The sequence below is a fragment of the Streptomyces sp. NPDC001514 genome, assembly GCF_053597075.1.
Genome location: NZ_JBSFHO010000032.1, coordinates 1 through 25,571 on the forward strand (window position 1 = coordinate 1; position 25,571 = coordinate 25,571).

General features: G+C 69.7%; 19 protein-coding genes and 2 pseudogenes. 9 read left to right on the forward strand and 12 right to left on the reverse strand.

Annotated features, from left to right (window positions below; all coding sequences use genetic code 11):
• The 4 genes and pseudogenes from ACWCXB_RS27840 to ACWCXB_RS27855 all read right to left on the reverse strand — a co-directional run.
• Window positions 1–108: pseudogene (locus tag ACWCXB_RS27840) on the reverse strand (2,3-diaminopropionate biosynthesis protein SbnB); the annotation flags it as partial.
• Window positions 109–140: 32 nt separating this feature from the next.
• On the reverse strand, window positions 141–1,160 hold the full coding sequence (locus ACWCXB_RS27845; RefSeq protein WP_450726515.1) for a TauD/TfdA family dioxygenase: 1,020 nt from the start codon (window positions 1,158–1,160) through the stop codon (window positions 141–143).
• 24 nt (window positions 1,161–1,184) lie between these two features.
• Window positions 1,185–3,734 (reverse strand): non-ribosomal peptide synthetase, encoded by a 2,550-nt coding sequence (locus ACWCXB_RS27850; protein WP_450726516.1) that lies wholly within the window; start codon window positions 3,732–3,734, stop codon window positions 1,185–1,187.
• A gap of 60 nt (window positions 3,735–3,794) precedes the next feature.
• Complete coding sequence (locus ACWCXB_RS27855; RefSeq protein WP_450726517.1) at window positions 3,795–6,689, reverse strand: Pls/PosA family non-ribosomal peptide synthetase; 2,895 nt, start codon at window positions 6,687–6,689, stop codon at window positions 3,795–3,797.
• A gap of 632 nt (window positions 6,690–7,321) precedes the next feature.
• Between ACWCXB_RS27855 and sbnA the strand changes: the two genes are divergently transcribed.
• Window positions 7,322–8,308 (forward strand): 2,3-diaminopropionate biosynthesis protein SbnA, encoded by a 987-nt coding sequence (gene sbnA, locus ACWCXB_RS27860; protein WP_450726518.1) that lies wholly within the window; start codon window positions 7,322–7,324, stop codon window positions 8,306–8,308.
• A 1,060-nt stretch (window positions 8,309–9,368) separates the two neighbouring features.
• On the opposite strand, the gene ACWCXB_RS27865 is transcribed toward sbnA, so the two are convergent.
• Window positions 9,369–9,977 carry a sigma-70 family RNA polymerase sigma factor gene (locus ACWCXB_RS27865; RefSeq protein WP_450726519.1) on the reverse strand — a complete coding sequence of 203 codons (609 nt, stop codon included), beginning with the start codon at window positions 9,975–9,977 and terminating at the stop codon, window positions 9,369–9,371.
• A 78-nt stretch (window positions 9,978–10,055) separates the two neighbouring features.
• Between ACWCXB_RS27865 and ACWCXB_RS27870 the strand changes: the two genes are divergently transcribed.
• Window positions 10,056–10,883, forward strand: a complete 828-nt coding sequence (locus tag ACWCXB_RS27870) for an alpha/beta fold hydrolase (RefSeq protein ID WP_450726520.1) — start codon at window positions 10,056–10,058, stop codon at window positions 10,881–10,883.
• 289 nt (window positions 10,884–11,172) lie between these two features.
• Here the strand turns inward: ACWCXB_RS27870 and ACWCXB_RS27875 are convergent, their stop codons facing one another.
• Window positions 11,173–11,430: a hypothetical protein gene (locus tag ACWCXB_RS27875; protein WP_450726521.1), complete on the reverse strand. Its 258-nt coding sequence runs from the start codon at window positions 11,428–11,430 to the stop codon at window positions 11,173–11,175.
• A gap of 1,154 nt (window positions 11,431–12,584) precedes the next feature.
• Complete coding sequence (locus tag ACWCXB_RS27880; RefSeq protein WP_450726522.1) at window positions 12,585–12,983, reverse strand: hypothetical protein; 399 nt, start codon at window positions 12,981–12,983, stop codon at window positions 12,585–12,587.
• A 188-nt stretch (window positions 12,984–13,171) separates the two neighbouring features.
• On the opposite strand from ACWCXB_RS27880, the gene ACWCXB_RS27885 reads away from it, so the two are divergent.
• Entirely contained in the window at window positions 13,172–13,330 is a 159-nt protein-coding gene (locus ACWCXB_RS27885; protein WP_450726523.1) for a hypothetical protein, read from the forward strand.
• A 900-nt stretch (window positions 13,331–14,230) separates the two neighbouring features.
• Here ACWCXB_RS27885 and ACWCXB_RS27890 read toward each other — a convergent pair.
• The 4 genes from ACWCXB_RS27890 to ACWCXB_RS27905 all read right to left on the reverse strand — a co-directional run bounded on the left by ACWCXB_RS27890 (window position 14,231) and on the right by ACWCXB_RS27905 (window position 18,166).
• On the reverse strand, window positions 14,231–14,515 hold the full coding sequence (locus ACWCXB_RS27890) for a hypothetical protein (RefSeq protein ID WP_450726524.1): 285 nt from the start codon (window positions 14,513–14,515) through the stop codon (window positions 14,231–14,233).
• Between the two features lie 437 nt (window positions 14,516–14,952).
• Entirely contained in the window at window positions 14,953–15,261 is a 309-nt protein-coding gene (locus ACWCXB_RS27895) for a hypothetical protein (protein WP_450726525.1), read from the reverse strand.
• Between the two features lie 795 nt (window positions 15,262–16,056).
• Window positions 16,057–16,563 (reverse strand): hypothetical protein, encoded by a 507-nt coding sequence (locus ACWCXB_RS27900; RefSeq protein ID WP_450726526.1) that lies wholly within the window; start codon window positions 16,561–16,563, stop codon window positions 16,057–16,059.
• Between the two features lie 1,366 nt (window positions 16,564–17,929).
• The gene (locus ACWCXB_RS27905) at window positions 17,930–18,166 is read right to left on the reverse strand and encodes a response regulator transcription factor (RefSeq protein ID WP_450726527.1); all 237 of its coding nucleotides are present in this window, start codon (window positions 18,164–18,166) and stop codon (window positions 17,930–17,932) included.
• Window positions 18,167–18,826: 660 nt separating this feature from the next.
• Here ACWCXB_RS27905 and ACWCXB_RS27910 point away from each other — a divergent pair.
• Window positions 18,827–21,772: a SpoIIE family protein phosphatase gene (locus ACWCXB_RS27910; RefSeq protein ID WP_450726528.1), complete on the forward strand. Its 2,946-nt coding sequence runs from the start codon at window positions 18,827–18,829 to the stop codon at window positions 21,770–21,772.
• A 267-nt stretch (window positions 21,773–22,039) separates the two neighbouring features.
• Window positions 22,040–22,843 (forward strand): annotated as a pseudogene (locus tag ACWCXB_RS27915) (IS5 family transposase).
• A 5-nt stretch (window positions 22,844–22,848) separates the two neighbouring features.
• Here the strand turns inward: ACWCXB_RS27915 and ACWCXB_RS27920 are convergent.
• Window positions 22,849–23,574 carry a hypothetical protein gene (locus tag ACWCXB_RS27920; protein ID WP_450726529.1) on the reverse strand — a complete coding sequence of 242 codons (726 nt, stop codon included), beginning with the start codon at window positions 23,572–23,574 and terminating at the stop codon, window positions 22,849–22,851.
• A 102-nt stretch (window positions 23,575–23,676) separates the two neighbouring features.
• Between ACWCXB_RS27920 and ACWCXB_RS27925 the strand changes: the two genes are divergently transcribed.
• The 4 genes from ACWCXB_RS27925 to ACWCXB_RS27940 all read left to right on the forward strand — a co-directional run bounded on the left by ACWCXB_RS27925 (window position 23,677) and on the right by ACWCXB_RS27940 (window position 25,514).
• A complete protein-coding gene (locus tag ACWCXB_RS27925) occupies window positions 23,677–23,892 on the forward strand; it encodes a hypothetical protein (RefSeq protein ID WP_450726530.1) in 216 nt (71 codons plus the stop codon).
• Between the two features lie 155 nt (window positions 23,893–24,047).
• Window positions 24,048–24,266: a hypothetical protein gene (locus ACWCXB_RS27930; RefSeq protein ID WP_450726531.1), complete on the forward strand. Its 219-nt coding sequence runs from the start codon at window positions 24,048–24,050 to the stop codon at window positions 24,264–24,266.
• Between the two features lie 615 nt (window positions 24,267–24,881).
• Window positions 24,882–25,130, forward strand: coding sequence for an antitoxin MazE7 (locus ACWCXB_RS27935; RefSeq protein ID WP_450726532.1), 249 nt, complete (start codon window positions 24,882–24,884; stop codon window positions 25,128–25,130).
• Between the two features lie 3 nt (window positions 25,131–25,133).
• Entirely contained in the window at window positions 25,134–25,514 is a 381-nt protein-coding gene (locus ACWCXB_RS27940) for a toxin Doc (protein ID WP_450726533.1), read from the forward strand.
• The last annotated feature ends 57 nt before the right edge of the window (window positions 25,515–25,571 follow it).

A 25,571-nucleotide genomic window follows, 5' to 3' on the forward strand; every position in this document is an offset into this window, starting at 1 on the left:
GGTGGCCTCGACCAGCTCCACGATCTCCTTCTCGCGCCCTTGCAGCACGCTGTGCACCTGGGCGCCGGAGATCACCGCGAACGGGGGCACGGTGGGCGGTTCGGGCATGGCGAGCTCGGTGGCGAGGGGAGGTATCGGGGTCATCGGGGGCTCACCTCGACGGTCGGTGAGCACGTCCGCGAGCAGTCGGCCAGGCGCACCGGGTCGGCCATCGCGACGAGTACCTCGCGTTCGCCTTCGTAGGCCTGTCTGCTGTGGGCGGTGCGGATGTTGTCGACCAGCATCAGGTCGCCGGCCTGCCACGGCTCGCGCACCGTGCTGTCCTCGTAGACCTTGTTCAGCAGCTGGATGACGTCCTCGCCGATCGGGTCCCCGTTGCCGTAGCGGGTGTTGAAGGGCAGTCCGTCGGCGCCGTACTCCTCGATGAGGTACTCGCGCACCTCGGGGGCGATCGTCCACTGGTTCAGGAACGCGACCTGGTTGAACCAGCACCGCCGGCCCGTCACCGGATGGCGCACCACGGCGCTGCGCCGTTGGCGGGTGCGCAGGCTGCCGTCGTCCTGCCATGCGAACTCGATACCGTTCGCCCGGCAGTACGTCTCCACGGCGGCCCGGTCGTCGGTGCCGAACGCCTCGGCCACCGACGCCCCGATCTCGTCGTTGTAGGAGCGGGTGAGCAGCCAGCCCTCCCGCTCGAACCGCTCCACCAGCTCCGCGGGAAGCGCCTGAAGCACGGTCGGTGCATCGGCCACCCCGGTCGCCCCACCCCGTGTGGGTGCTTTCAGGCACGCGAACAGCATCAGGCCGGGGAACTCGAGGGTGTAGCTCAGTTCGTGGTGCATGCACATCGGCTGGCTGGCCGGCCATGTCGAGGAGGAGTACACGCCTGGTGTGTAGGTGTGGCGCGGGGCGAAGGCTTCCCGTTCGGTCATCAGGCCCGTGGACAGCCGGTCGAAGACCGCACCGGCCTGGGCCGCGTCATGCAGACCCAGGCCACGGACGAGGACGGAGCCGTGCTCGGTGACGAGGGTGCGCAGGGCGTGGCGGTGTTCGGCTGCCCAGGTGGGCGCGTCGTGGGGGGTTTCGGTGTGCTGGATCGGGAGTTCGCCGGGGTTTGACTCCGCCTGGAGCAGGGACGCCGCCGGGATGGTGTAGGACATGGTGTTTCCTTGCTCGGTGCTGTTTCAGGACGAAGCGGTGGGCAGTTCGGCTGCGGGTCGCTGGGTGGTGCCGTCGATGAGTTCGGCGAGTTCGGCGAGGTGGGGGTGGCGGGTGATGTCCTTCGGGGAGACGGCCCGGTCCAGGGCGATCGCCAGTTTCACCGCGGACAGGGAGGTGCCGCCGCGGTCGAAGAAGTGGTCCCTCCGCCGGATCCGGTCCTGAGGGATGCCGAGCACCTTCGCCCAGGCGGCTGCCAGGCGTTGTTCGGTGGGTGTGGCCAAAGCGCCGCGGTCGTCGTCGCCGATGTCGGCGATGCCGAGCTCGGTGGCGAGCGCGGTGGCAAGCTCGGTGGCGAGCGCGGTCAGGGTCTTCTTGTCGGTCTTGCCGTTGGGGGTCAGCGGCAGGGTTTCCCGCCAGTGGAAGACGGAGGGAACCATGTAGACGGGCAGGCTGGCGCCCAGCTGGTTCTGCAGGAGGCCCGCCTGGAGGGGCTTTGGGCTGGTGTAGAAGGCCACCAGATGCTTGCTGTGGCCGGCGCGTTCGGTGACCACCACCGCGCCGTCGCGCACCCCCGGGGCGCGGAGCAGGGTGTTCTCGATCTCGCCGATCTCGATCCGGAACCCCCGGATCTTCACCTGTGTGTCCCGGCGGCCGAGGAACTCCAGCTTCCCGCCGGGCTGCCAGCGCCCGTAGTCGCCACCGAGGTAGAGGCGGGTGCCTTGGCGGTGCGGATCGTTCAGGTAGGCCTGCCTGGTGCGTTCGGGGTCGTTGATGTAGCCGCGGCCGACGCAGATCCCGGAGAACGCGATCAGACCGGGGGCGCCGAGCGGTACCGGGCCCAGGTGCTCGTCGACGACGTAGACGTGCACGTTGTTCACCGGCCGGCCCAAAAGGACCTTCTCCGGGGCCCGGTCCATCACCTCGTGGTTCGTGTCGTCGGAGGTCTCGGTCAGCCCGTAGGCGTTGACCAGCTTGACCCTCGGCTGGGCGGTGAACCAGCGCTCGGCCAGCTCCCGCTTCAGCGCTTCGCCGGTCACTGACACACAGGTGAGGTCGGGCAGTTCGCGGGGGTGCTGTTCCAGTTCCGACAGGACGGCTTCCAGGTAGGAGGGCACGACCTGGAGGACGGCGGCGTTGTTGTGGGTGATGGTGTCGAGGAAGCGGGCAACGTCCAGGATGGCGTCCTGTTCGACCAGCAGGGTCCGCCCACCGGTCAGCAGCGCGGAGATCAGCTGCCACAGCGAGATGTCGAAGCACTGCGGCGCCGTCTGCGCCACCACCGCGCCTTCTGCGATCTGCAGGTCGTCGATCTTGGCGAAGAGGTGGTTCAGCATCCCCGCGTGCTCACACATCGCCCCCTTCGGCTCCCCCGTCGAACCCGACGTGAAATAGATGTACGCCAACTGATCCGCAGCCACGCTGATGCCGAGGTCGTCGTCGGCGTGGTTCTCCTCGTACGCCCCATCGACCAGGAGCTTGTCGATGCCCGGCAGTGCGGTCAGGGCCTGGTCGAGCGTCGTGGTGCTGCCCGCCTCCGTCACCACCAGAGCGCAGCCGGCGCGCGACAGCGCGGCCGCGATGCGTTCGGCCGGGAAGTGCGGCTCGATGGGCAGATACACCCCACCCGCCTTGAACACCGCCAGCACACACGCCAGCCAGTTCAGGTTCCGCTCCGTGACCACCGCGACCACACCCTCGCGGCCCAGCCCCCGCGCCAGCAGCGCCCGCCCCAGCCGGTTCGCCCGCGCGTTCACCTCCCCGTACGACCAGGCCCGCCCCCCGCACACGGCCGCCACCGCATCCGGATGCGCCCGCACCCGCTCCTCGAACAACTCGTGGAAACGGCGGTCGGGCAGCTCCCGCCGCCCTCCGGCAAGCCCCTCGACCTGGAAGTGGTGTTCCTCGGCCGACAGCAGACACTGCCGCCCATGCTCGGCATCCGGGTCGGCGGTGATCAGTGCGAGCGCGGTGAGGTGGTAGCCGGCGATCCGGGCCGCGTACGTGGCATCCAGCACCTCGGTGCGATACCGCACCCGCAGCACCAGCCCGCTGCCGCGCTGGGAGAATCCCAGCCCCATTGCGGTGTTCTCGCCGAGAGGGCCCTCGGCGCCGGCCGGGTCGAAGACCGTCTCGAACGACGGGCCGGAAAGGCTCAGTTCGTGGGCGAGGTCGGCGACGGGGAAGTCCTGGTGCGCGAGCAGCCGGCACTCGGCCCGGCGGGTGCTCTGCAGCAGCTCCCGCCACGAGCCGGATCGTGCCGAAAGCGGGCAGGGCAGGGGCGGCCCGTTGTCCGTGGCGGCGTAGCCGGCCGTCACGTCGTGCTCGCCGGACAGTGCCGCGAGCACCCTGGCATGCGCGGCCAGCAGCGCGGTGCCGAGCGGTATCACCAGGTCCCCGGCCAGTCGGCACAGCCCGGCTACGACGTTGCCGGGGACCTGCGCCTCGTATACGGCAACACCGCCCGGCGCCGGATCGGGCGTCCACCTGGGGATCGCGGTGGAACCACCCGCCGTCAGCACACCGCGCCAGAACTCCCGGCCGGCCTCCATGCCCCTCACGTGCACTCCCGTCATCAGTCTTTCCTCTGCTTTCCTTGTGGTTTGGTCGTGGTGTGATCGTGGTGTGATGCGGTGTCAGTTGACTGCTGCCGGGGCCGTGTTGAGACCGCCGCAGTCGTCGCTGTGGTGTTCGCTGCAGTGGTCGCTGTGGTGGTCGCTGCGGTGGTCGTTGCCTGCCCGGCGGGCCTGCGGCTGCGGGTCGGGGCCAAGGGCGTGCAGGGGGCGGGCCGGGTTTGCGCCCCACCTCTGGTGCGCCGGGACTTCCTCGCCCTTCATGAGGAAGGAGTCGCAGGCGAGTACGGCGCCGTCGCCGATGGTTGCGCCGTAGTGGACGAAGGCGCCCGCGCCGAGCGTCACGCCGGCGCCGAGCGTGGTGTGGTCGGACTTGAAGGCGCCGTCCTCCTGGGAGTGGCACTGGATCACCGTGCCCGCGTTCAGCGTGCAGTCGTCCCCGACGGTGACGAGCGTGCGCTCCGGGAAGAAGCAGCCGTCGTCGAAGAGGCGCCTGCCGATCCGGGCCCCGAGCATCCGCCAGATCACGCTCTTGAACGGGGTGCCGTCGAAGGCCTGGATGTAGTCGACCGAGGCCATCTTCCAGAAGCGTTCGTGCCGCCAGAAGGAAGGCTCGTAGATCGAGCAGTACAGCGGTTTCAGGGCCCGAAATCCCCGGCCGGCCCGTTCGATGAGCACGAAGTAGAACGCCGTGAACACGAGGGCGAGGACAGCGGCCAGCGCGATCACCGGCACACCGAAACGGGGGTAGAGGCGGGCTGCGCCCAGGGCGATGAGGGTGAGCACGAAGAAGTGGATCCACCGCACCAGCAGGTACAGGCCGGCGGTGGTGGCGTTGTGCCTGTTCTTGGCCGCCAGGCGGCCGTGCAGCTCCTCCCCGCTCGAAAGGTGGTGGAACTGGTTGTCGCGCAGCACGGTGCGCGGGATCTCGAAGCTGGGCGAGCCCAGCAGGCCCACCCCCTCGCGTACCGGGCCGTCGATGGGGACCATGACCTTCGTCGCGAGCAGGCAGTCGTCACCGATCCTGGCCCGTGCGGGGTAGGCGATGCGGTTCCCGAGGAAGCTGCGCGGCCCGATCGAGGCCCGGGACAGACGGAAGGACGTGCTGGAGACCTCGGCGTTGATGACCGACAGGCCGTCGGCGACCATCGTTGCACTGCCGACCGTGCTCAGGTACGGGCTGTCGTGCTTGATCTCCGTGCCGAAGTTCGACCCGGTCTGCTCCACCCCCGCAAGGCCGTACCCGAGGCAGCGCAGATAGTGGACGATCGCGGAGCTGTCCCCGAAGAGGGTGGTGAAGAACTTCCGGTTGGTCATCAGCGTGATCGCCCGCTGGATGCCGTAGTGGAAGCCGTACAGCGGATAGACCGTGTCCGGCTTGACGAACAGGTTCAGCAGGCGCGGCACCGTGAAAGCGACGAGCAGGCCCACCAGCACGGTGCCGAAGAAGAGCACGAACGACAGCGCCGCCGCGTCGAGCAGGAACGCCCCGCCGGTGACCCTGAAGGCCGCCCATCCTGCGGCCTGGGGCATCAGGGACTGCGGCAGGGCGGCCACAAGGACGCTCACACCGCCAAAAACGAGCGGCAGGTACACGGCCAGCAGGATCAGCAGCTGCCCGGCGCTGTAGAGCGCCTTGCGGAGCATGCCGCAGCCGGCGGGGGCGGTGGTGAGGGCGGCGGGGGGCCGGTGGTCCACGTCGGTCGGCTGCGCCGGGGAGCCGTGCCACCGCTCGCCGTCGGGCACCGTCTGCCCCGGGTGCAGCGAGGAGGCGTGGCCCAGCTGGGCCCCCTCCCCCATCTGCGTGCCGATGTCGAGGACCGTCTGCTCGCCGACGAGGACGCTGTGGCCGAGGGTTATGGAGCCGGTGAGGATCATGCCGGCCTCGGCCCGGTAGCCGGAGAACAGCACGTCCTTACGGATCACCGCACCGTCACCGATGGTGAGCAGGTCGGTGCACACGGGCACCTGCGTGGAGAAGATCACCGCCCCGCGACCGATCCTCGCGCCCAGTGCCCGCAGATACGGCACATACAGCGGCGAGGCGGTCAGCAGACGCATCGGGCTGGTCCGCAGCAGGGTCTTCACCAGCCAAAAACGCAGATATGCCAGGGACCAGACGGGGAACTCGCGAGGCTGCCAGCGGCCGATGAGGACCCACTTCGCCAGGACGGGAAGTGCGCACAGGGCAAGAAAGCCCCCGCCGGCGAAGGCGGCCGAGCGCAGGTAGACGCCGAGGGGTCCGGAGGCGGCCGTCACCCACATATAGCCCCGGGCGGCGGCGAGAGCGGCGAGGTAGCAGTAGCCGAGGAACAGCCCGAACTGCAGCGCTCCGCACACGACGTACCGGCGAGTGCGGGTACGGGTGCGGGTGCGGGTGCTGTCCGTATCGCGCCCGGCGGCCGGGGCCGCCACCTCCACGCCCGGCGCCTCGGCCGGCGGCGAGGCGGGCGGCGAGGCGGGGGCCGGCGGCCCGGCCGATGCCTCGGCCGATGCCTCGGCCGACGAGGAGGCCGGTGACGGGGCAGGCGGCCCGGCCGGCCGGTCGGCCGGCTCACAGGCCTGTGACGGGACGAGGGCGGGCGCGGCGGGCTCGGCGGGCGTGAGCGCGGTGGCCAGGCTGCGGATCGTGGGATGCCGGTAGATGTCCTTCATCGACACCGGCGGCACCTGTGCCCGCTTCCTGACCCGGGCACAGAACTGGGCCATCACCAGCGAGTCGGCGCCCAGGTCATGGAAGAAGTGGCTGTCCAGCGGCACCTGCTCGACGCGCACGACCTGGGCCAGCACCTCGGCCAGCAGCCGTGCGGTGCCGGCCGCCTGACCGTCCCGCCCGCCGTCCCGCCCGCTGTCGTGGCTGCGGTCGTGGCTGCGGTCGCGCTTGCCGTCACAGCTGCCGTCCGAGGCGACCGGAGTCGCCCGGCCGGCCGTCGGAACCTCGACGGATTTCCCTGTCACATGTGCTCCTTGAGGACGTTTCCATCAGCAGCAGAAAACGCCCGGTCTCGTCATGGCCGTGGGGGTGAAGGCTCCTCCTTCCGCTCCTTGAAGACCTGCGTCTTCAAGGGGCGGATTCCGGATGCCCGCCTCCCCAGTAGGCCCGGCCGGGCACGCCCTGTCCTGCCCCTGGAATTCGGAACTTGACACAGAAGAAACCGCCTTGGTGACCGGCCGGCGCTGCCGTTCGGGCCGGCAGGCATCCGGCAGGCGGGCCGCTGCAGGCAGGCCGTAACGGCAGACCACGGCAGCCGGGCCAGGCGGCAGGTCACGCCCGGGCGGGCCGCGGGCCGGGCGGGAAGCCGCAGACGGGCCCCGCCTCCTGACCCGGCGGCCGGTTCAGCCCCGCCGCGGGCACGGCCGCATTCGACTATCCGACATCACACAATGCGTCAAGTCCCGAATTCCGGTGGCATGACAGCACTGCGGAGACAAGGGCGTACTGGAGACGTTCCGGCCAAAGGCGCGCGTACCGCACCCGGGTTGCGCCCTTGGCACCCCGGCCGGCCGGGGTGACTTCTTTCATGAGCCGCGAAGCCGACACGGGCACGCGGCCAGAACAATGACGTCCTGCCGCAGTCGAGGAGGCGATCGTGCCCGTCATATCCGTCCCCCAGGCCTTCAACGAGGACGAGCTCTACGTCGACGTCGAGGCCGTCTTCGGGAAGGCGCTGTTCCTCAAGTGCGAGGGCTTCAACTTCGCCGGCTCGATCAAACTCAAGGCCGCCGCCGAGATGGTCGAGGCCGCCGAACGCGACGGCCTGCTGAAAAAGGACTCGGTCCTCATCGAGTCCTCCTCGGGCAACCTGGGCGTGGCCCTGAGCATGATCGCAGCGAGCAAGGGCTACCGGTTCCTGTGCGTGACCGACTCCCGCTGCAACCTGTCCACCCGGCTGCTCATGGAGGCCCTGGGCAGCGAGGTCCACGTCATCACCGAGCCCGCCGCCGACGGCGGCTTCCTCGGCGCGCGCATCGACCACGTCCGCGCGCTCGTCGCCCCCAGCGACCGCTACGTGTGGCTCAACCAGTACACCAACCCCCACAACGGCATGGCCCACTACCGCACCACCGCCCCGGCCATCGCCCGGCAGTTCCCGAACCTGGACGTGCTGTTCGTCGGCGCCGGCACCACCGGGACCCTGATGGGCTGCGCACGCTACTTCCGCCGGTGGAGACGCCCGGTACGCATCGTGGCCGTCGACAGCGTCGGCTCGGTGACCTTCGGCGGCGCCCCGGGCCGGCGGATGATCCCCGGCCTGGGCACCAGCGTCCGCCCGCCGATGCTGGACACGTCCCTGGTGGACGAGGTGGTGCACGTGAAGGAGGCCGACACCGTCCGGGCCTGCCACCAACTGGCCCGGCGCGGGTTCCTCTTCGGCGGCTCCACCGGCACGGTGGTCAGCGGCGCGATCGACTGGCTGGCCCGGCAGCACGATGCGTCACTGACCGCGGTCGCCATCGCCCCCGACCTGGGCGAGCGGTATCTGGAGACCATCTACCAGACCAACTGGGTCCAGGACCTGTACGGCGAGGACGCCCCCGGCCCCGGGGCACTGACCGCCGCGTCCCCGGCCGCCTGACCGTCCCTGGCCAGTGCGCACACGCGAGCCCTGGACCCACTGTTGCGAACTGTGCGCGTCCCGAACGTTTTTGGATGCACGGGGTCACCGCCTTCTCGTCCCGTGCGGCGACGCACCTCAAAGGGGTGCGGTCCGTGGCGGGCGGGCGGTTTCCGTCACGCCCTCGGGCCTGCGGTCGGCGGCCTGGACGGTCCGATGCCCGTGGAGAGACCCTGCCGGCCGCATCCGGGTCTGTGACGATCAGCGGCCGGACATCAGCGAACGACGTCGCGGCGTTCGGCTCGTTGCGGCGTTCGGCTCGTTGCGGCGGTGGCCGCGGCACCTGCTGCGGCCGGCGCTGACTGCGAGCAGCAGCTGAACGGATCCCCTCCCGTGGCGCATACGGGGTCGGCCCCGGCGCGGCCGGTTCGCGACCATGCCGATGCGTCCTCGGCGATCGCACCGGACCGGGTACGGCTCGACATCTACGGGCGCTGCGCGAGCAACTCCGCCAGGCGGTCTGCGAATTCGGTGAGCCAGTGCGGTCGTGGTCCACTGCAGGCAGATACGACATCCGTGGCGACGACCGTGGAACGCGGCCTGGACGGCATGGACCTGGGCCCAAAGCCGGACGCGTTCGCGGTCGAGTTCGGCGGCCTCGGTGAAGACGTCCAGGGTGCGGTGGACGGCCTTCGCAGGTCGTTCGCTTCCAGGAGCGTCATCGCGCGCGATGTGCGCAGCGTGCCGCCGCCTTGGGCAGGATCTCCTGCCTACCCCCCGGGTACCCCCCGGGGATCGGCCGCCGGCCATGGCTCGCGGCCGGCGCGCCGGAACCGACACGACCGACAAGAACCGACAAGAATCGACAGGAGCGACAGGAGCGACAGGAGCGACAGGAGCGACAGGACCGGTTTGGGCCTGCGTCCTTCTGCCGCCTCTGCGGGGCCGCGGCGGGCTGTTCCGCGTGGCTGTGCCGGTTTCTGCGGGGGTCGTCCGTCGGCGATTCGGAGTCGTTATGGCGCTGTGGCTTTGATCGGCAGCGGTGGGTTCCGATGCCGCCCGCTCGTGCGGCTGCAACGGCTCAGGCGGCCTTCCTGAGCCGGTCGCGCTGGATCCGGCAGGCGAGGGTGCGCCGCACAGAGGCTGATGCGGTGATGGTGGTGGTGACCTTCGCGGGTATGTCGAGACCGCGGCTGATCTCGTCGTACGCCTCCCGGTAGCCGCTGGGCATCTCTGCCTGGTGCAGCATCAGGTCCTCTTCGACCAGGCGCCGCAGCTCGTCGACGTTGCGGGGGGTGAAGCGCTTCTTCCCCCGGGCGATGGCGTGGACGTAGCGCGTGCAGCGGGCGGTCTCGTAGAAGGCCTCGGAAATTTCCTCGGCGAGTCCCCACAAGCGCCCTTCGAGCCAGGGCACGTCGTGCTGGTCGAGGCAGAGCCTCGTCGGCGGTAGCGGGTCGCCGGTCTTGTACTTCGTCATCTGCTTGGACACGGCGGGCTGACTCATGTCGGTGAGCCGGGCGATGGTGTCCTGGGTCCAGCCGAAGCCGGCGAACAGCTTGATCATTTCGGCGCGCAGCTGCCGCATCTCCTCGCCCGCACGGATGACCTCGTTCATGCCGGCGAGTATCCGCTCGGCCTGTTCCTCGGTCAGCGTCTCGGGGCTGTGGTGCGTGTCCTTCTCGCCTGCCATGGCTCGGTTATACACCCGAGCACCCCGACACCATAACCAGGTTGTATAACCTGGTTATGGATGCCATGATCCAGGGCCATGCCCACCTTCTGCGCACCTGACGGAACCCGGCTCGCCTACCGCGTGAGCGGAGACGGCGACCCGGTCGTCTGCCTTCCGGGAGGCCCCACCGACTCCCGCTACCTCGGCGACCTCGGCGGCCTGTCCACGCACCGTCGGCTGATCGCTTTGGACCTTCGCGGCACCGGCCGGTCCGCGATTCCCGAAGACACCTCCTCCTACCGCTGCGATCGCCTGGTCGACGACGTCGAGGCGCTGCGTGAACACCTCGGGCTGGCCCGGATGGACCTGCTCGGCCACTCCGCCGGCACGGATGTTGCGACGCAGTACGTGGCCCGCCACCCGAAGAACGTCAGCAAGCTCGCCCTGATCACTCCCGGTGCCCGAGCCGTTGGTATCGCGATCACCGGGCAGATGCGACGCGAGCTCGCGCAGCTTCGGAAGAACGAGCCGTGGTTCCCGGCGGCGTACGCCGCCCTGGAGGCGATCACCGAGGGCACGGGCAGCGACTGGGAGGCCATCGCTCCCTTCTTCTTTGGACGTTGGGACGCCGCGGCACACGCGCACCATGTGGCCGGCCGGCCGAGCAACGAGGAAGCCGTCGCTCTCTTCGCGGCCGAGGGCGCCTTCAGTCCGCCGGCCACGCGTTCGGCGCTCGCGGCCTGCGAGGCACCGGTCCTGCTGCTCGCCGGAGAGTTCGACGTGAACAGCCCCCCTCGGTCGGCGGCCGAGTTCGCGGCACTGTTCCCCGATGCCACGCTCGTGGTGCAGCCGAAAGCGGGCCACTACCCCTGGCTCGACGACCCCGGCCGGTTCGTGGCGACCACTGCGGCATTCCTGGGATAACGGACCTCCCTCCCCCACCGCCGGCTGGATACCGGGCGTCCCTTGGGCGTGCCGGCCGTCAGCCGGCTTGCGGGGATCGAGCCTGGCACTGCCTGCGCCGCGGTCTCTTGCGAGGCTGCGGCCACTGACCGCCCAGAGCCCGCCGCAACCTCCTCCACATCACGTTGCGCCTGCACTGCAGAACCCTCAGCGACATCCCCGGCACAGCGCGCCGGCGCAGGAAGCCACCAAGACGGCCCGGGCGACCGTGCCAGCAATCCCCCGGCCTCACTTCACGCCGGTGAGCCGGTCAGCTGCGGCTTTTGACGACGACGACAACCTTGGTCTTCCCCTTCTTGTAGACGATCTTCAGCTTCCCCTTCGTGTCGTGACTGTCCTGGCCGTGGCCATGGCCGTAGTGATGGGACGCCACCGTAGTGACGGTGTGGGCCTGCGGCGCGGCGGCCGGAGCAGCGAATGCACTGGAGGGCAGCAGCGCGCCTCCCGCAGCCAGAGCGGTCGAAGCAGTGAGCATCACAAGACGCTGCGAGCGGGAAGTGCGAGCCATAAGAAATTCCTCCGGTGAGAAAAAAAGGGGGGGTGAAAAAGAAGGGGGATAGCCGAACGGTCCCGCCCGCCGGAAAAATGCGGCCCCAGGGCCGTCGTGGACGATGCGGGCGGGCCACCCGTACCGCGTGACCCGATGCCTCAATTAAGCCCCGGACACGCGAGGTGCGTCATGCCGCTGACATTCGGGACTTGACAGACCACGACGGCCCGGACCGGATATGCGCGCCACGGCCGCGCTGGTGGACACCGGCAGACGCGACAGCGACGCGCCCGACACCGCCGCCGGTCCCCTCCCCCGCGGCATCACGCCCGGCCCCCGTCCGCCCCGCGGGCCACCGCACCACGGCCCGGCGCGCCGCAACGCGCCGGACACCGCCGGCCCGCCGGAACTCCAGCCCAGCACAGTCACCACGCGCGCAACGGCGATCCGGCACCCTCCCCGTCCGGCCCGGACTTTGCCCCGCAACCGCCCTGCAACCGGCCCGCGCTTTGGCCGGTAACCGGCTCACGGCGTACCACCCGGTGCAGCACCGCCGACAGCACCGGCCACCCCTCGCCCGCGGCAGCGCCCCCTCGGGATGCCGCTACAGCACCGCACCACCAGCGCCCCACGCCCGCCGGACAGCCCGGAACCGACACGGCCGGCCACCCGCCCCCGCCGCACGGCACCGCACCGCACCGCACCGCACCGCACCGCACCGCACCGACCATGGGCGCACCCCCGGGCCGGCCCGCGCCCGCGGTGGACATACGCCGCCGCGGGCGAGTGCGGCGGCAGCAGCGCGATCCGCGCCGCGATCGGGCCCTGCCCCACCGAACCGGCCCCGCCACCAGACCCGCACCACCACCGCCAACGACCGGACCACACGAACACGACAGACAACAAGAAGAGCGAAAGACAGCACCCACGACCAGGGCGAAGCGTCCGGATACTGCTGCACAACAGCAATTTCCGCCCCGCCGTCACACACACTCTCCGGGCACAAGAAAAACCCGGACCCTTTTGGACCGGGTTCCCGCCCGGCAGCCGGACGGACCACTTCACTCACACCGCCGGCCGTGCGAAACGGCCCGCACACACCGCCCTTTCCTGCAGACACGCAACAATCCGGCCGGACGGCTTCGCCGCCCGGCCGGACCCTGAACCGAAACTCAGGCGGTGTTGTTGTTATTGTTGTTGTTGTTGTTGGCGGCGGTGCCGCCACCGTTATTGTTGTTATTGTTGTTGTTGGCGGCGGTGCCGCCGTTATTGTTGTTGTTGTTATTGTTGATGATGATGACGGTGCCGCCCCGGTTGCCCTGGTTACCGCGGTTGCCCTGGTTGCCGCCCCGGTTGCTCTTCCACTTGCCCTTGCCCTTGCCCTTGCCGCGGCCGTTGCCGTGGCCGTTGCCGTGGCCGTATTGGTGGTCTGCCATCGTGGTGACGGTGCCGGCCTGCGGCGCGGCGGCCGGAGCAGCGAATGCAGTGGAGGGCAGCAGCGCGCCTCCCGCAGCCAGAGCGGTCGAAGCGGTGAGCATCACAAGACGCTGCGAGCGGGAAGTGCGAGCCATGGGAATTCTCCTCCGGTGAGAAAAGGGGGGTGAAAAGGATGAGGGGGATTGTCGAATGGTCCCGCTCGCCGGAGAATGCGACACCAGGGCCGTCCTGGACGATGCGGGTGGGCCACCTGTACTGCGTGACCCGATGCCTCAATTAAGCCCCGGATAAGGAACCGCGTCATGCCGCTGACATTCGGGACTTGACAGACCACGACGGCCCGGATATACGCGCCACCGCCGCCCTGGTGGACACCGGCAGACGCGACAGCGACGCGCCCGACACCGCCGCCGGTGCCCCTTCCCCGCGGCATCACGCCCGGGCCCCCGTCCGCCCCGCGGGCCACCGCACCACGGCCTGACGCACCGTCACGAACCAGACGCCGCCGACCGCTTGGCCGCTACCGGCACCGGTGCGCTCGCCGGGCCCCCGGGGGCCGGCGAGCGCACAGGTAACCGGCCGCCGGCCTGCCGGCCGGGCACCCGGGCACCCCGCACGCACATCACCGGCACCCGCAGCGGCCACCGCAGCGCGTGCCCAGGGGCCGTCACCGCCGGCCGCAGCCCGCCCTCCATCTCGAGAACACGCCCGCTCCAGGCCGGGCACGCGACGCAGCAGCGGGCCCAGCCCGCCCGCCCCCGGGCATACGGGACGACCCGGCACAGCGGTGACACCGCCACGCCCACCGCCCACCGCCCACCGCCCACTGCCGGCCACCGGCACCCGGCAGCCGGCTCCTTGTGAACCAGTACCGGCCCCGGCAAGGCCGGCGCCGACATTCCCGCGCCCTCCCAAAAGCCGGCCCAGTGCCCCTCCGCGCCCGCCCGGACAGCCCGGAGCTGACACGGCCGGCATCCCGCCGGCGCCACACCGGCCGCGGGTGAACCCCGGGCCCGCGCCCGGGACGGACATACGCCGCCGCGGGCGAGCCGCCGTGCCCCACCGGACCGGCCCCGCCACCGGAGAGGCCCCACCACCGACGACCCCGACGCCAACCCCTTTCTTGTTCTTGCGACCGGACCACACGAACACGACCAACAACAAGAAGAGCGAAAGACAGCACCCACGACCGGGGCGAAGCGTCCGGATACTGCTGCACACAGCCAATACCGGCCCCCGGGCCGCCCAGGTGCCGGCCTCCTTGGAATCGGCCGCCCCTGCTCACCCTCCTCACTTGGTTGCAGGCTCAACTGGTTGCAGGCTCAACCGGAGAGGCCGCTCGCTCGCATCGGCTTGATGCTCCCGAAGCGGACCGCCCAGGTTAATCGTCACCACGACGATAACGGTCGGGGATGCACAAGCCGCCGTGCGCGACACGGCCGTCAGGCTCGACGGCGTGAACAGGTACGACCTGGTCGCGTTCAGCCCCCAGGACGGCGCCCACGCCTGCATCGAGGTCCATGACGGGATCCTCCACCGGGTCGTGGCGGAGCGTGGCCGGGAACTCGACCGTCGCAGCACCGGCGACCTCCACGAGGCCCTGCACCGGATCGCCCTCGACGCCGCCTTCTCCCCGGCCCTGCGCCGGCGTGCGGGGCAGCGGCACCGCTTCCCCGCATGCCGGGACACACGGATCGGCCGGCGCGCCGAGCAGGTCGAACTCCCAGCCGCCTCGATGCCCAGTGGGCCGAGCAGTTCCGGGCAGGCACCCCGCGCAGTGCCCGGGAGTCCGACCGGAGAACGCGGACGCCCACCCCCTCACGTGATGCCGCATCAGCCGTTCCCGCAAGGCGGGAAAAAGAGCAGGCCCGGAGAAAACAGCTTCAGGCGCCGGCGGGGAAATATCAGAGATCCTCATCACACCCTTAGAGAACCAGAAAAAACCCGGACCTTTTCGAGCCGGATTCCCGCCCGGCAGCCGGACGGACCACTTCACTCACACCGCCGGCCGTGCGAAACGGCCCGCACACACCGCCCTTTCTGGCAGACACACAACAATCCGGCCGGACGGCTTCGCCGACCAGCCGGACCCTGAACCGAAACTCAGTTGTTGTTGTTGTTATTGTTGTTGTTGTTCCCGTCGTTGTTGTTATTGTTGTTATTGTTGTTATTGTTGTTGTTGTTCCCGTCGTTGTTGTTGTTGTTATTGTTGTTGTTGTTGTTCCCGTCGTTGTTGTTGTTGTTATTGTTGTTGTTGTCGTTGAGGTGGGCTCCTGCCATGGTGACGGTGCCGGCATGAGGCGCGGAGGCCGGGGCGGCGAATGCACTGGAGGGCAGCAGTGCGCCTCCTGCGGCCAGAGCGGTCGTGGCGGTCAGAATCGCGAAACGCTGCGTGCGGGATGTGCGGGCCATGGGAATTCTCCTCCGGAGAATGGGGGTGAAATAACTGCCGGCCGGTCCGGCCGATTCACGGGGCCGTTCGGCAGCGGGACATGTGTCCCGTAAACGCGCCGCCAGGACTGTTCCGGGCGATGCGGGTGGGCCACCTGTACTGCGTGACCCGATGCCTCAATTAAGCCCCGGATGAGGAACCGCGTCATGCCGCTGAAATTCGGGACTTGACAGACCACGACGGCCCGGATATACGCGCCACCGCCGCGCTGGTGGACGCCGGCAGACGCGACAGCGACGCGCCCGACACCGCCGCCCGCCCCCGCGGCGATCACACCCGGGCCCCCGTCCGCCCCGCGGCCACCGCACCACGGCCCGGCGCGCCGCAACGAGACAGACACCGCCGACCGCTTGGCCGCCCTACCGGCACCGGTGCGCTCACCGCGCCCCCGGGGCCGGCCGACCGCACAGGACCGGCCGCCTGCCCGCCGGCCGCAGCCCGCCCCCACCCCGAGAACACGCCCGCCCCCGGCCGGGCACGCGACGCAGCAGCGGGCTCCGCCCGCCCGCCCCCGGGCATACGGGACGACCCGGCACAGCGGTGACACCGCCACGCCCACCGCCCACCGCCGGCCACAGGCACCCGGCTCCTCGTGAGAACCAGTACCGGCCCCGGCAAGACCGGCGCAGACATTCCCGCGCCCCGCGTTATCGTCGCGGTGACGATTACCCTGACCCGCACGCCGCCCTTTCCCTGCAGACACGCAACAATCCGGCCGGACGGCTTCGCCGCCCAGCCGGACCGTGAACCGAAACTCAGTTGTTGTTGTTGTTATTGTTGTTGTTGTTGTTGTTCGCACCGCCGTTGTTGTTGTTGTTATTGTTGTTGTTGTTCGCACCGCCGTTGTTGTTGTTGTTGTTGTTCGCACCGCCGTTGTTGTTGTTGTTGTTATTGTTGTTGTTGTTCGCACCGCCGTTGTTGTTGTTGTTATTGTTGTTGTTGTTCGCACCGCCGTTGTTGTTGTTATTGTTGTTGTTGTTGTTCGCACCGCCGTTGTTGTTGTTATTGTTGTTGTTGTTGTTGTTCGCACCGCCGTTGTTGTTGTTATTGTTGTTGTTGTTGTTGTTGTTCGCACCCCCGTTATTATTATTGTTGTTGTTATTGTTGTTGTTGAGATGGGCTCCCGCCGTGGTGACGGTGCCGGCATGAGGCGCGGAGGCCGGGGCGGCGAATGCGCTGGAGGGCAGCAGTGCGCCTCCTGCGGCCAGAGCGGTCGTGGCGGTCAGAATCGCGAAACGCTGCGTGCGGGATGTGCGGGCCATGGGAATTCTCCTCCGGTGAGAAAGGGGTGAAATAACTGCCGGCCGGTCCGGCCGATTCACGGTGCCGTTCGGCAGCGGGACATGTGTCCCGTAAACGCGCCGCCAGGACTGTTCCGGGCGATGCGGGTGGGCCACCTGTACTGCGTGACCCGATGCCTCAATTAAGCCCCGGATGAGGAACCACGTCATGCCGCTGAAATTCGGGGCTTGACAGACGACAACGGTCCCGATAGAGGCGGGGCATGGCCCACGGTGTATCGACCGGCGGGCAGCACGAGGGGCCGGCACGGACAGATCGCCTGCGGCCCCGGCGTGTCCCGAAGTCCGGCCCGGGACATGCCACCGCCGCGCCGCCCCCGGCGCCCCCGGGCCCGTTCCGCAGGCGTCGATGACGCCGGCACCGGCCCGACAGCCCACCGCACGGGAACACATCCGGGCACCGGACGCGGTGAACCGGGGTGCCGCGGAACTCCCCGCCCGCCCGCCCCCGCATCCAGGCACCCGAGGCCGCCCACGCCCGCGGCAGGCCACGGCACGCCCGGACGACGACTCCCGGACACCGGCACCGGCACTCCCCCGGGCCACCGCCCCCACACCCCGCCCGGAAGGGGACACAACAGTGCACGCCGGCGCCGGCCCGGGAAATACTCCGCCCAGGCCGCGCGACCACCAGGCACGGGGAACCCCCGGCCGAACCCGCCAGGGCCGCAACCCCCCTTTCGCCCACCGCCAGGCACCCAGCGCCAAGGACCCGCGATCCGCACCCCCTCTGCCCCGCACACCAGGCCGGCGAGCACCCACGCCTGCACCAACCGAGCACATTCACACCTACGCCGACACCAGCCCGCCCCACCCGGCACAAACCACACAGGCCGGCACAAGGAGGCCGGGGGGTGGGGCGGCCAGCCCGGGACAAGGAGGCCGAGGGTGGGGCGACGAGCCCCGGGGGGCGCGGGACCGCAGCACTCAGCGACCCTCCCGGACAGCCGTCACCAGCCACGCGCCCCGCCGCCCACCGGCCCGAGCCGGCAAAACCCGGCCCGGGCCGCTGAACAGCAACAACAGACAGACGACACACCGCTCGACCCGGCGCGGCAGGGCACAGCACGGCAGGACAGGACGGGGCGCAGCACGGCGGGGGGGGCGGTGCGGTGCGGCGCAGCACGGCGGGGGGGGCGGTGCGGTGCGGCGCAGCACGGCGGGGCGCAGCACGGCGGGGTGCGGTGCAGGCGGGGCGCAGCACGGCGGGGGTGCGGTGCGGCGGGGCGCAGCACGGCGGGGTGCGGTGCAGGCGGCTGGGTGGGTGCGCCGGATCGTCTGCCGGCCAGGGCCCCCGGCCTCCCGCCCAAAACGGCAGGACGCCCGGTCACAGGCCCAGCGAGACGGCCAGACGGGTCAGCTCGGCAGTGCTGCTGATGCCGAGCTTGGCCCGGATACGGCGCAGATAGGCATCGACCGTGTGCCTGGACACCCCCATGTGGCGGGCCGTCTGAAGATAGGTGCACCCCTGGGCGATGTGCCGCAGCGTCTCCCGCTCACGCGGGGCCAGCACAGACCGCGCGGCGGCGGGGCCTTCGTCATACGGCGCGGGTGCCACACTCATGGGACTTCCTCCGACACATCGGTCCGGTCATCACTGCTCACCTCCTCGGAAGCAGTACACAAATGCCCGAATAGGGACATTTGTTCTACGTCACGCGGGGCGGCCCCAGACCGGTTCCACGCCACGGCACATTTCCTGAAACCTTCTTTATCCGCCCAGGTCAGCAGCCCGCCCGGGCGACACCCAACCCCACAGGCCCCGGGCACACCGCCGCCCACCGCCCCGCGCCGAGGCCCCGGGGCCACCGCCGCAGACCACCGGCGCAGGCCAAGGCCACCGCGGCGGGCGCAGGCCACCGCGGCGGGCAGCGGGCCACGAACAGCCGCCGGCGGCGGGCGGCGGGCGGCGGGCGGCGGGCCACGGACAGCCGCGGGCGGCGGGCAAAAGCGTGCCCCCCGCCGAGCCGCGGCGGTGGCCCAGGGCCGTCGCCGCCCGCGGCTGTCACCCGGGGGCGGGGCGGGGCCGGCGGGCAGGACGCACGGCGCCGGGCCCGCTCGCGCACCGCATCGTTCGCCACGACCGCCGTCACAGGCCTGGTGACAGCGCCGCATTGGTGCTCCATGCCCCGCAGGATCATGCTTGTCACAAGAGCCCTGGCCGCGCAGGTTCCCGTGGGGACAGCGGGGACGTAAGGAACTAGCGAGGGCGAGATGAACGGCGATGGAGCACCTTCCCACCCCTCCCGGTGAGCGGCCGGGCGAGGCGGACACCTTGCTCGAGCCCCCCTGCACCACCACGGCCGCCGACACGGCCACCGCCACCGTCGACGAGCACGGCATCGTGACGAGCTGGAGCGAAGGCGCCCAGCGCCTCCTCGGCTACCACAGCGCCGAGATCATCGGCCACCCCGCCGCACAGCTGCTCGCCGACGACACCGACAACAACGCCCGGCCCCAGACCACCGGGAAGCAGCGGTGGCACGGCACCGCGGCACTACGCCACCACGACGGCCACCGGATCGAGCAGAAACTGCTCGCGCACCACCGCACCCCCACCAGCGGCACACCCCACTGGCTCGTGGTATCCGCCATCACCAGCGAACCACCCACACCCAAAAACCCGACACCCAACAACCCGAACGAACCAAGCAGGCCGGGCGGACCGAGCCGGCCGAACGAAGCCAGCCGGCCGGGCGAACCAAGCCGACCGAACGAACCGAGCCGGCCGGGAGAGCCAGGCGGACCCAGCGGACCCAGCGGACCCAGCGGACCAAACGAACCGAGCCGGCCGGGCGGACCAAGCCGAGCGAGCCGAGCGAGCGGACCGGGAGAGCTGACCGGACCGAACGAAGCGGGCGGACCCAGCGGACCAAACGAAGCGGGCGGACCGGGAGAGCAGGGCGGGCCGGGCGGGCCGGGCGGGCCGAGCCGAGCGAGCGGACCGAACGAAGCGGGCGGGCCGAGCGGACCGGGAGGGCCGGGCGGGCCGAGCGGACCGGGAGGGCCGGGCGGACCGAGCGGACCGGGAGGGCCGGGCGGACCGAGCGGACCGGGAGGGCCGGGCGGGCCGGAAGAGCCGGGCGGGCCGGGGGGATGGAGGCAATGGGCATTCGCCCAGGCCCCCTGCATCCTGGCCGTCTTCGACGCCGACCTGCGCCTGGCCGGAGCGAACACCAGCATGGAACGCGCCATCCAGCTCACCGAGGCCGACATGCACGGGCTGCGCCTGCCGGACATCGCACCGGGCGCCGTGAGCGAGGAGACCGAGCGGGCGATGCGCCAGGTCCTGCACAACGGCCGGCCGCAGTCCCTGCAGGCCTTCCCCGGCCGCACAGGACCCGGCGAGGAACACAACTGGTCCACCACACTGACCGCACTCACAAACGAGGCCGGCCACGTCGGCGCGGTATGCCTGACAGCCCACCCAAAACCCCCACAACCCCTCACCCAGCAGCGGATGCGGCTCCTGAACGACACCCGCACCACCAGCACCGGCACCACCAGCCCCGGCACCGGCACCGCCCCCGGCACCGACATCGCCCGCACCGCACAGGAACTGGCCGACACCGCCGTCGCACACCTCGCCGACTTCGCCGCCGTCGACCTGCTCCCCACACACGGCGACGAACCCCCCACCCCCCCACCCACCGGACCCGTCACCCTACGCCGCGCCGCCATGCGCTCCGTCCTCGAAGGAAACCCCGAATCCCTCATCACCATCGGCGAAACCAGCACCTACCCCGAACACTCCCCCGTCGCCCAATGCCTGGCCCACGGCCGCGGAGCACGCTACGACATGACCGACCCCGCCCTCACCCGATGGGCCCACCAGGACCCCCAAGCCGCCCGCATCCGCGACTACGGCACCCACTCACTCATGATCCTGCCCCTGCACGCCCGCGGCACCACCCTGGGCACCGCCCTCTTCACCCGCCACCAGCACACCCAGCCCTTCACCCCCCACGACCAGCAACTCGCCGAAGAACTCACCAACCAGGCCGCGCTCACCATCCACAACACCCGCCGCCACACCCGCCAACGCACCACCACCATGACCCTCCAGCGCAGCCTCCTGCCCCACACCCTCCCCGACCACGCCGCCCTCACCATCGCCTCCCGCTACCTACCCGCCGGCACAGAAGCCGGCATCGGCGGCGACTGGTTCGACGTCATCCCCCTCTCCGGCGCCCGCGTCGCCCTCGTCGTCGGCGACGTCGCCGGCCACGGCATCCGCGCCTCCGCCACCATGGGCCGCCTCCGCACCGCCGTACGCACCCTCGCCGACGTCGACCTCCCCCCCGACGAACTCCTCACCCACCTCGACGACCTCGTCATCCACCTCTCCGACGACGAACCCGACACCACCACCACCACCGAAACCGAAACCGCCACCGGCATCGGCACCACCTGCCTCTACGCCATCTACGACCCCACCACCCGCCACTGCACCCTCGCCCGCGCCGGCCACCCCCCACCCGCCGTCGTCACCCCCACCGGCACCGCCTACCTCCTCGACATCCCCCCCGGCCCCCCACTCGGCCTCGGCGGCCTCCCCTTCGAAACCCTCGACACCCAACTCCCCGAAGGCAGCCTCCTCGCCCTCTACACCGACGGCCTCCTCCAACCCCACGACACCGACATCGACGAAACCCTCGACAAAATATTCGCCGCCCTCACCCACCCCGCCCACACCCTCGACACCGTCTGCGACCGCATCCTCACCACCGCCCTCACCCACCGCCCCCACGACGACATCGCCCTCCTCCTCGCCCGCACCCAAGCCCTCCCCACCCACCGCATCGCCACCTGGAACCTCCCCCCCGACCCCGCCATCGTCGCCCAAGCCCGCCACCACGCCACCACCCAACTCACCACCTGGAACCTCACCCACACCACCTACACCACCCAACTCATCGTCAGCGAACTCGTCACCAACGCCATCCGCTACGGCCAACCCCCCATCCAACTCCGCATGATCCACGAAAACACCACCCTCACCTGCGAAGTCACCGACACCAGCAACACCACCCCCCACATGCGCCGCGCCCGCACCTACGACGAAGGCGGCCGCGGCCTCCTCCTCATCGCCCAACTCGCCCAACGCTGGGGCACCCGCCACCACCCCACCGGCAAAACCATCTGGACCGAACAAACCCTCACCCCCTAAGGGCGTGCAGATCTTTAACTCGTGTCTTTAACTCGTGGCTTTCCGCTCGGTGGTTCGTTGGTCTGGCATGAGCGGGTTGGAAGGGCAACGGACCGTGCTGGCAGCCAAGTTCAGGGCGATTCTGCGCGCACCTTGATGAACGGCAGCGTCGCCTGTTGATAGGGGCAGAGGCCCAGTCCCTCGGCCACGGCGGGATTACTGATCATTTCAGAATGAGATCGGTGTGTCGCCTTGGCAGTTGGGTGTTGTGGCGGCAGGGTCTGCCGGGTGTCTGACGATCTTGTGCCTGATGACCTGTGGGAACGCATAGCCCCGTTGCTCCCGGTCCGGCCGCCGCGGCGCCGGCGGTATCCCGGCCGGCTGCCGGCGGATGACCGCGCTGCCCTGCGCGGCATCGTTTACGTCCTGCGCAAGGGCGTGAGCTGGGCAGACGTCCCGGCGGAGGCGATCGGGTGCAGCGGTGTGACGTGCTGGCGGCGTCTGCGGGACTGGACCGAAGCCGGTGTCTGGCCTCGCCTGCACGAGGCCCTTCTGTCGGAACTGAGGGCGGCCGGTCTGCTGGACATGGATGACGCGGCGGCCGACGGCTCTCATGTCCGAGCTCTCAAAGGGGGGCTCACACCGGACCTTCGCCGGTCGACCGCGGCCGCCTCGGCAGCAAGCACCACCTGATCACCGACCGCCACGGAACCCCGTTGGTTGTGTCCCTGACCAGCGGAAACCGCCACGACGTCACGCAGCTGATGCCTCTGCTCGACGCGATACCGCGCATTCGTGATGTCCGCGGCCGACCGCGTCACCGCCCACGCCGGCTGTTCGCCGACCGCGGCTACGACTACGACAAGTACCGTCGCCTCCTCCGGGCCCGCGGCATCACACCGAAGATCAAAAGGCACACCCCACGGCTCCGGTCTGGGCAAGACCCGCTGGGTCGTCGAGCGGACCTTCGCCTGGCTGCACCAGTTCAAGCGGCTCCGGATCCGCTATGAGATACGAGCCGATCTCCACCTCGGACTGCTCCAACTCGCCTGCAGCATCATCTGCTTGAGACGCCTACGAACCTCATTCTGAAATGATCAGTAAGGACATCCCAGAGCCGATGCCGCCCACCTTTCGGAGGGTGGTGAGTCATGGGGTGTGCCATTCACCAGCCACGAACCGTTCCACTCGATGTTCCACACCTCGCCACGGAGGTTCTCGAACTCCACGAAACTCCTAGGGGCGTCTTCGAGGAGACCGAGCTCCCTCAGCAGTACGTCGTACGTAGTGAACCCGCGGGAGGGACCCACGCTGCCGCCGCCGGTCCTTGTGTTCTCGTACCGCATCCGCAGGTACGGGACGGGCGGGCGGGTGATGACCGTCGGCCGCAGCATGCGCTTGAACCGCAGGACAGCCTCCTCCAGGTTCTCGTTACCGCGGAACTCGCACTGATACGCGGGGAAGACCGCTGAGACGACCTCGTTCAAGGCCTCATTCCGCCCGTGGTGGTATCCGTGCACCGGGGGCGAAGCCGCTGCCACGGCATCGAACCGGTAGGTCCCGTAGGAGAACCCGGGGACGACCGTGAGCGGTCGGGCGTCGGATCCGCGTCCGAGCCGGTGCTGCCTCGCGAATGTGAGAACGGCCCTGGCAAGGCCTTCGTCGTGCACATCGATTGAGTTCATCTGGTAGGCCCAGCGCCCGTCGACGTCCATGGTCAGGGAGAACACAAAGCGCGACATGGGCGACCACCGCCAGGCCAGGGGCATGCCGGGTACCTCCTCGACGTTCCCGATTTCCGCGACAGCCTGTTCGATGTCCATGTCCGCCGAGAGTACAGAATTGAGTGCTACCGATGATTGCGGCCGGGTTCGCTTGACGAACCCAGATCGGTGGCGAGGCCGTCTGCCCGCGAAGAGGGCGACATGGACCATCTTCTGAAGTTCCTCGTCGCACGCATCATGGACGACAACCACGCCTATGCCTACGTGGCCGACACCATGGGCGGCGAGGCCCTTCTCGACAGCCATCTCCCCATGCTCGATCTGACCGAGCAACTGGCTCACGACTACAAGGCCATGGATCCCGCGGACTCCCGCTCGGCAGGGCCGGCATACGCCCTTCGGGTCCTCGCCCAGTGATGGTTACGGAGAGCTACATGTCCGCTCGCCGTAGCTATACGAGAACAGGGCCCCGTACGGCCGGGTTGGAATCGGCACAAGAAGCACCGCAGTCACGTCGCGCAGAAGGCTCTCGCCGCCATTGCGGCGATGCCCGGCACCGAGGTTGGCGCCGTGTGGCGGCACACCCCGCAGAAGGGCCGGGCGTACTACGACGATCGGACGACGGCGCTCTGCTGGAGGACCTCGACGGCCGGCTCGGCGCGGCTGGCGCCCACGGGATCATCGTCATGGACGGTGACGGATCGGATCAGGCGTATCAGCGTGAGCACCGGAAGCTGCGCCTGCGGACCCGGCATATTGTCGAAGACCCGTGGTACGTCGGCTCCACATGAGTCAGCCCGTACAAGCCGCGGACCTCGTGGCGTACGCGGCCTACCAGACAGTGCAGCGGCATCCGGGGAAGTCATTCATGTGGAACTGTGGGACCAGCAGCTCCCCGGCGCCCCGGCGGATCTGAGCAGCACAAAGGCCCGGCACACTGGCCGGGCCTTGAGAAAGCTAGACCCGGTGCTCCCGCGTACGCAGGCCAGGTCCGCGGTCAGTATGCCGTACAGTGCTCAGCGTCACGCTTTGCGGCGCCTCGGCGTGCCGCTGAGGCAGTTCGCCCTATTGCCTCCAGGCGAGTGCCCGGGTAGCGAGAGCGCCGCCGATTCCCCCGAAAAGATCTTGATTGCCCCCTATTGGCTGTCCTGGGTGGCCACGCCTGCTCAGGCTTCATACCGTGATCGCATCTCGCGAGACAGGACGCGGGATCGCGCACGGAGCGGGTCACGCGCCCTGGGGCCCGCTCCACGCGACCTCTCCGCGGCACCGACCGTTCTCGGGAGCTTGCCGGCTCTTCATCGGCCAGCATGCCAAGGGCTTCGGCCGCCAGGACGGCGACGGCGTGAGCGACAGTTTTCGGGAATCGGTATTCATCCCGGTAGTCGCAGGTGCATACTCGGCATATGGCTGACACCACGGTAAAGATCGACACGGAGACGCGGGACCGGTTTGCTGCAGTAGCCGCCGCCCGCGGGCAGAGTGTCCGCGCCTACCTCGCCGAGCTCGCCATCGAGGAGGAGAACCAGGTCAAGCTGAGCAAGGCCACCTTGGCTTTCCGCGAGGCCATCTCTCGTCCCGGGTTCCTCGAGAGCTTCGACCGTGACTTCGGCGGGCTGCCGGCCACGGAGCACTCCAGCCGTCGGGCGGCCTGAACCTTGGACCTGCACATCGACATCCGATGGCTCCTGGACCGACAGGAAGAGCTGCTGGGCAAGGATTTGGAGGTGACGGACTACTCCGCGCTGGTCGCTGCAGTGGCCCGGCACCGGGTGAACACCCCGCGCTTGGATGAAGGCTCCCCAGACACGTACTGGCGAGCGGCAGCCCTCCTGCACCAGATCGTGCTGGTCAAGCCGCTGCCAGCGCGCAACGAAGCCTTCGGCTATGCCGTGGCCACGGCATACGTTCGGGCTGCCGAGGAGACGATCGAGGGTCTGTACGAGGAGTGGCGCGACCTGATCAGCGACATCCAGGCCCTGCGGCTCAACGTCTATGACGTCGCAGACAGGTTGCGCATCTGGCGCACCTCCCAGTGATCCCGCTGCGGCCCGGTGTCGAACTGGTCGCGGCTGGCGCGAGTCCCGCCGGGGGTA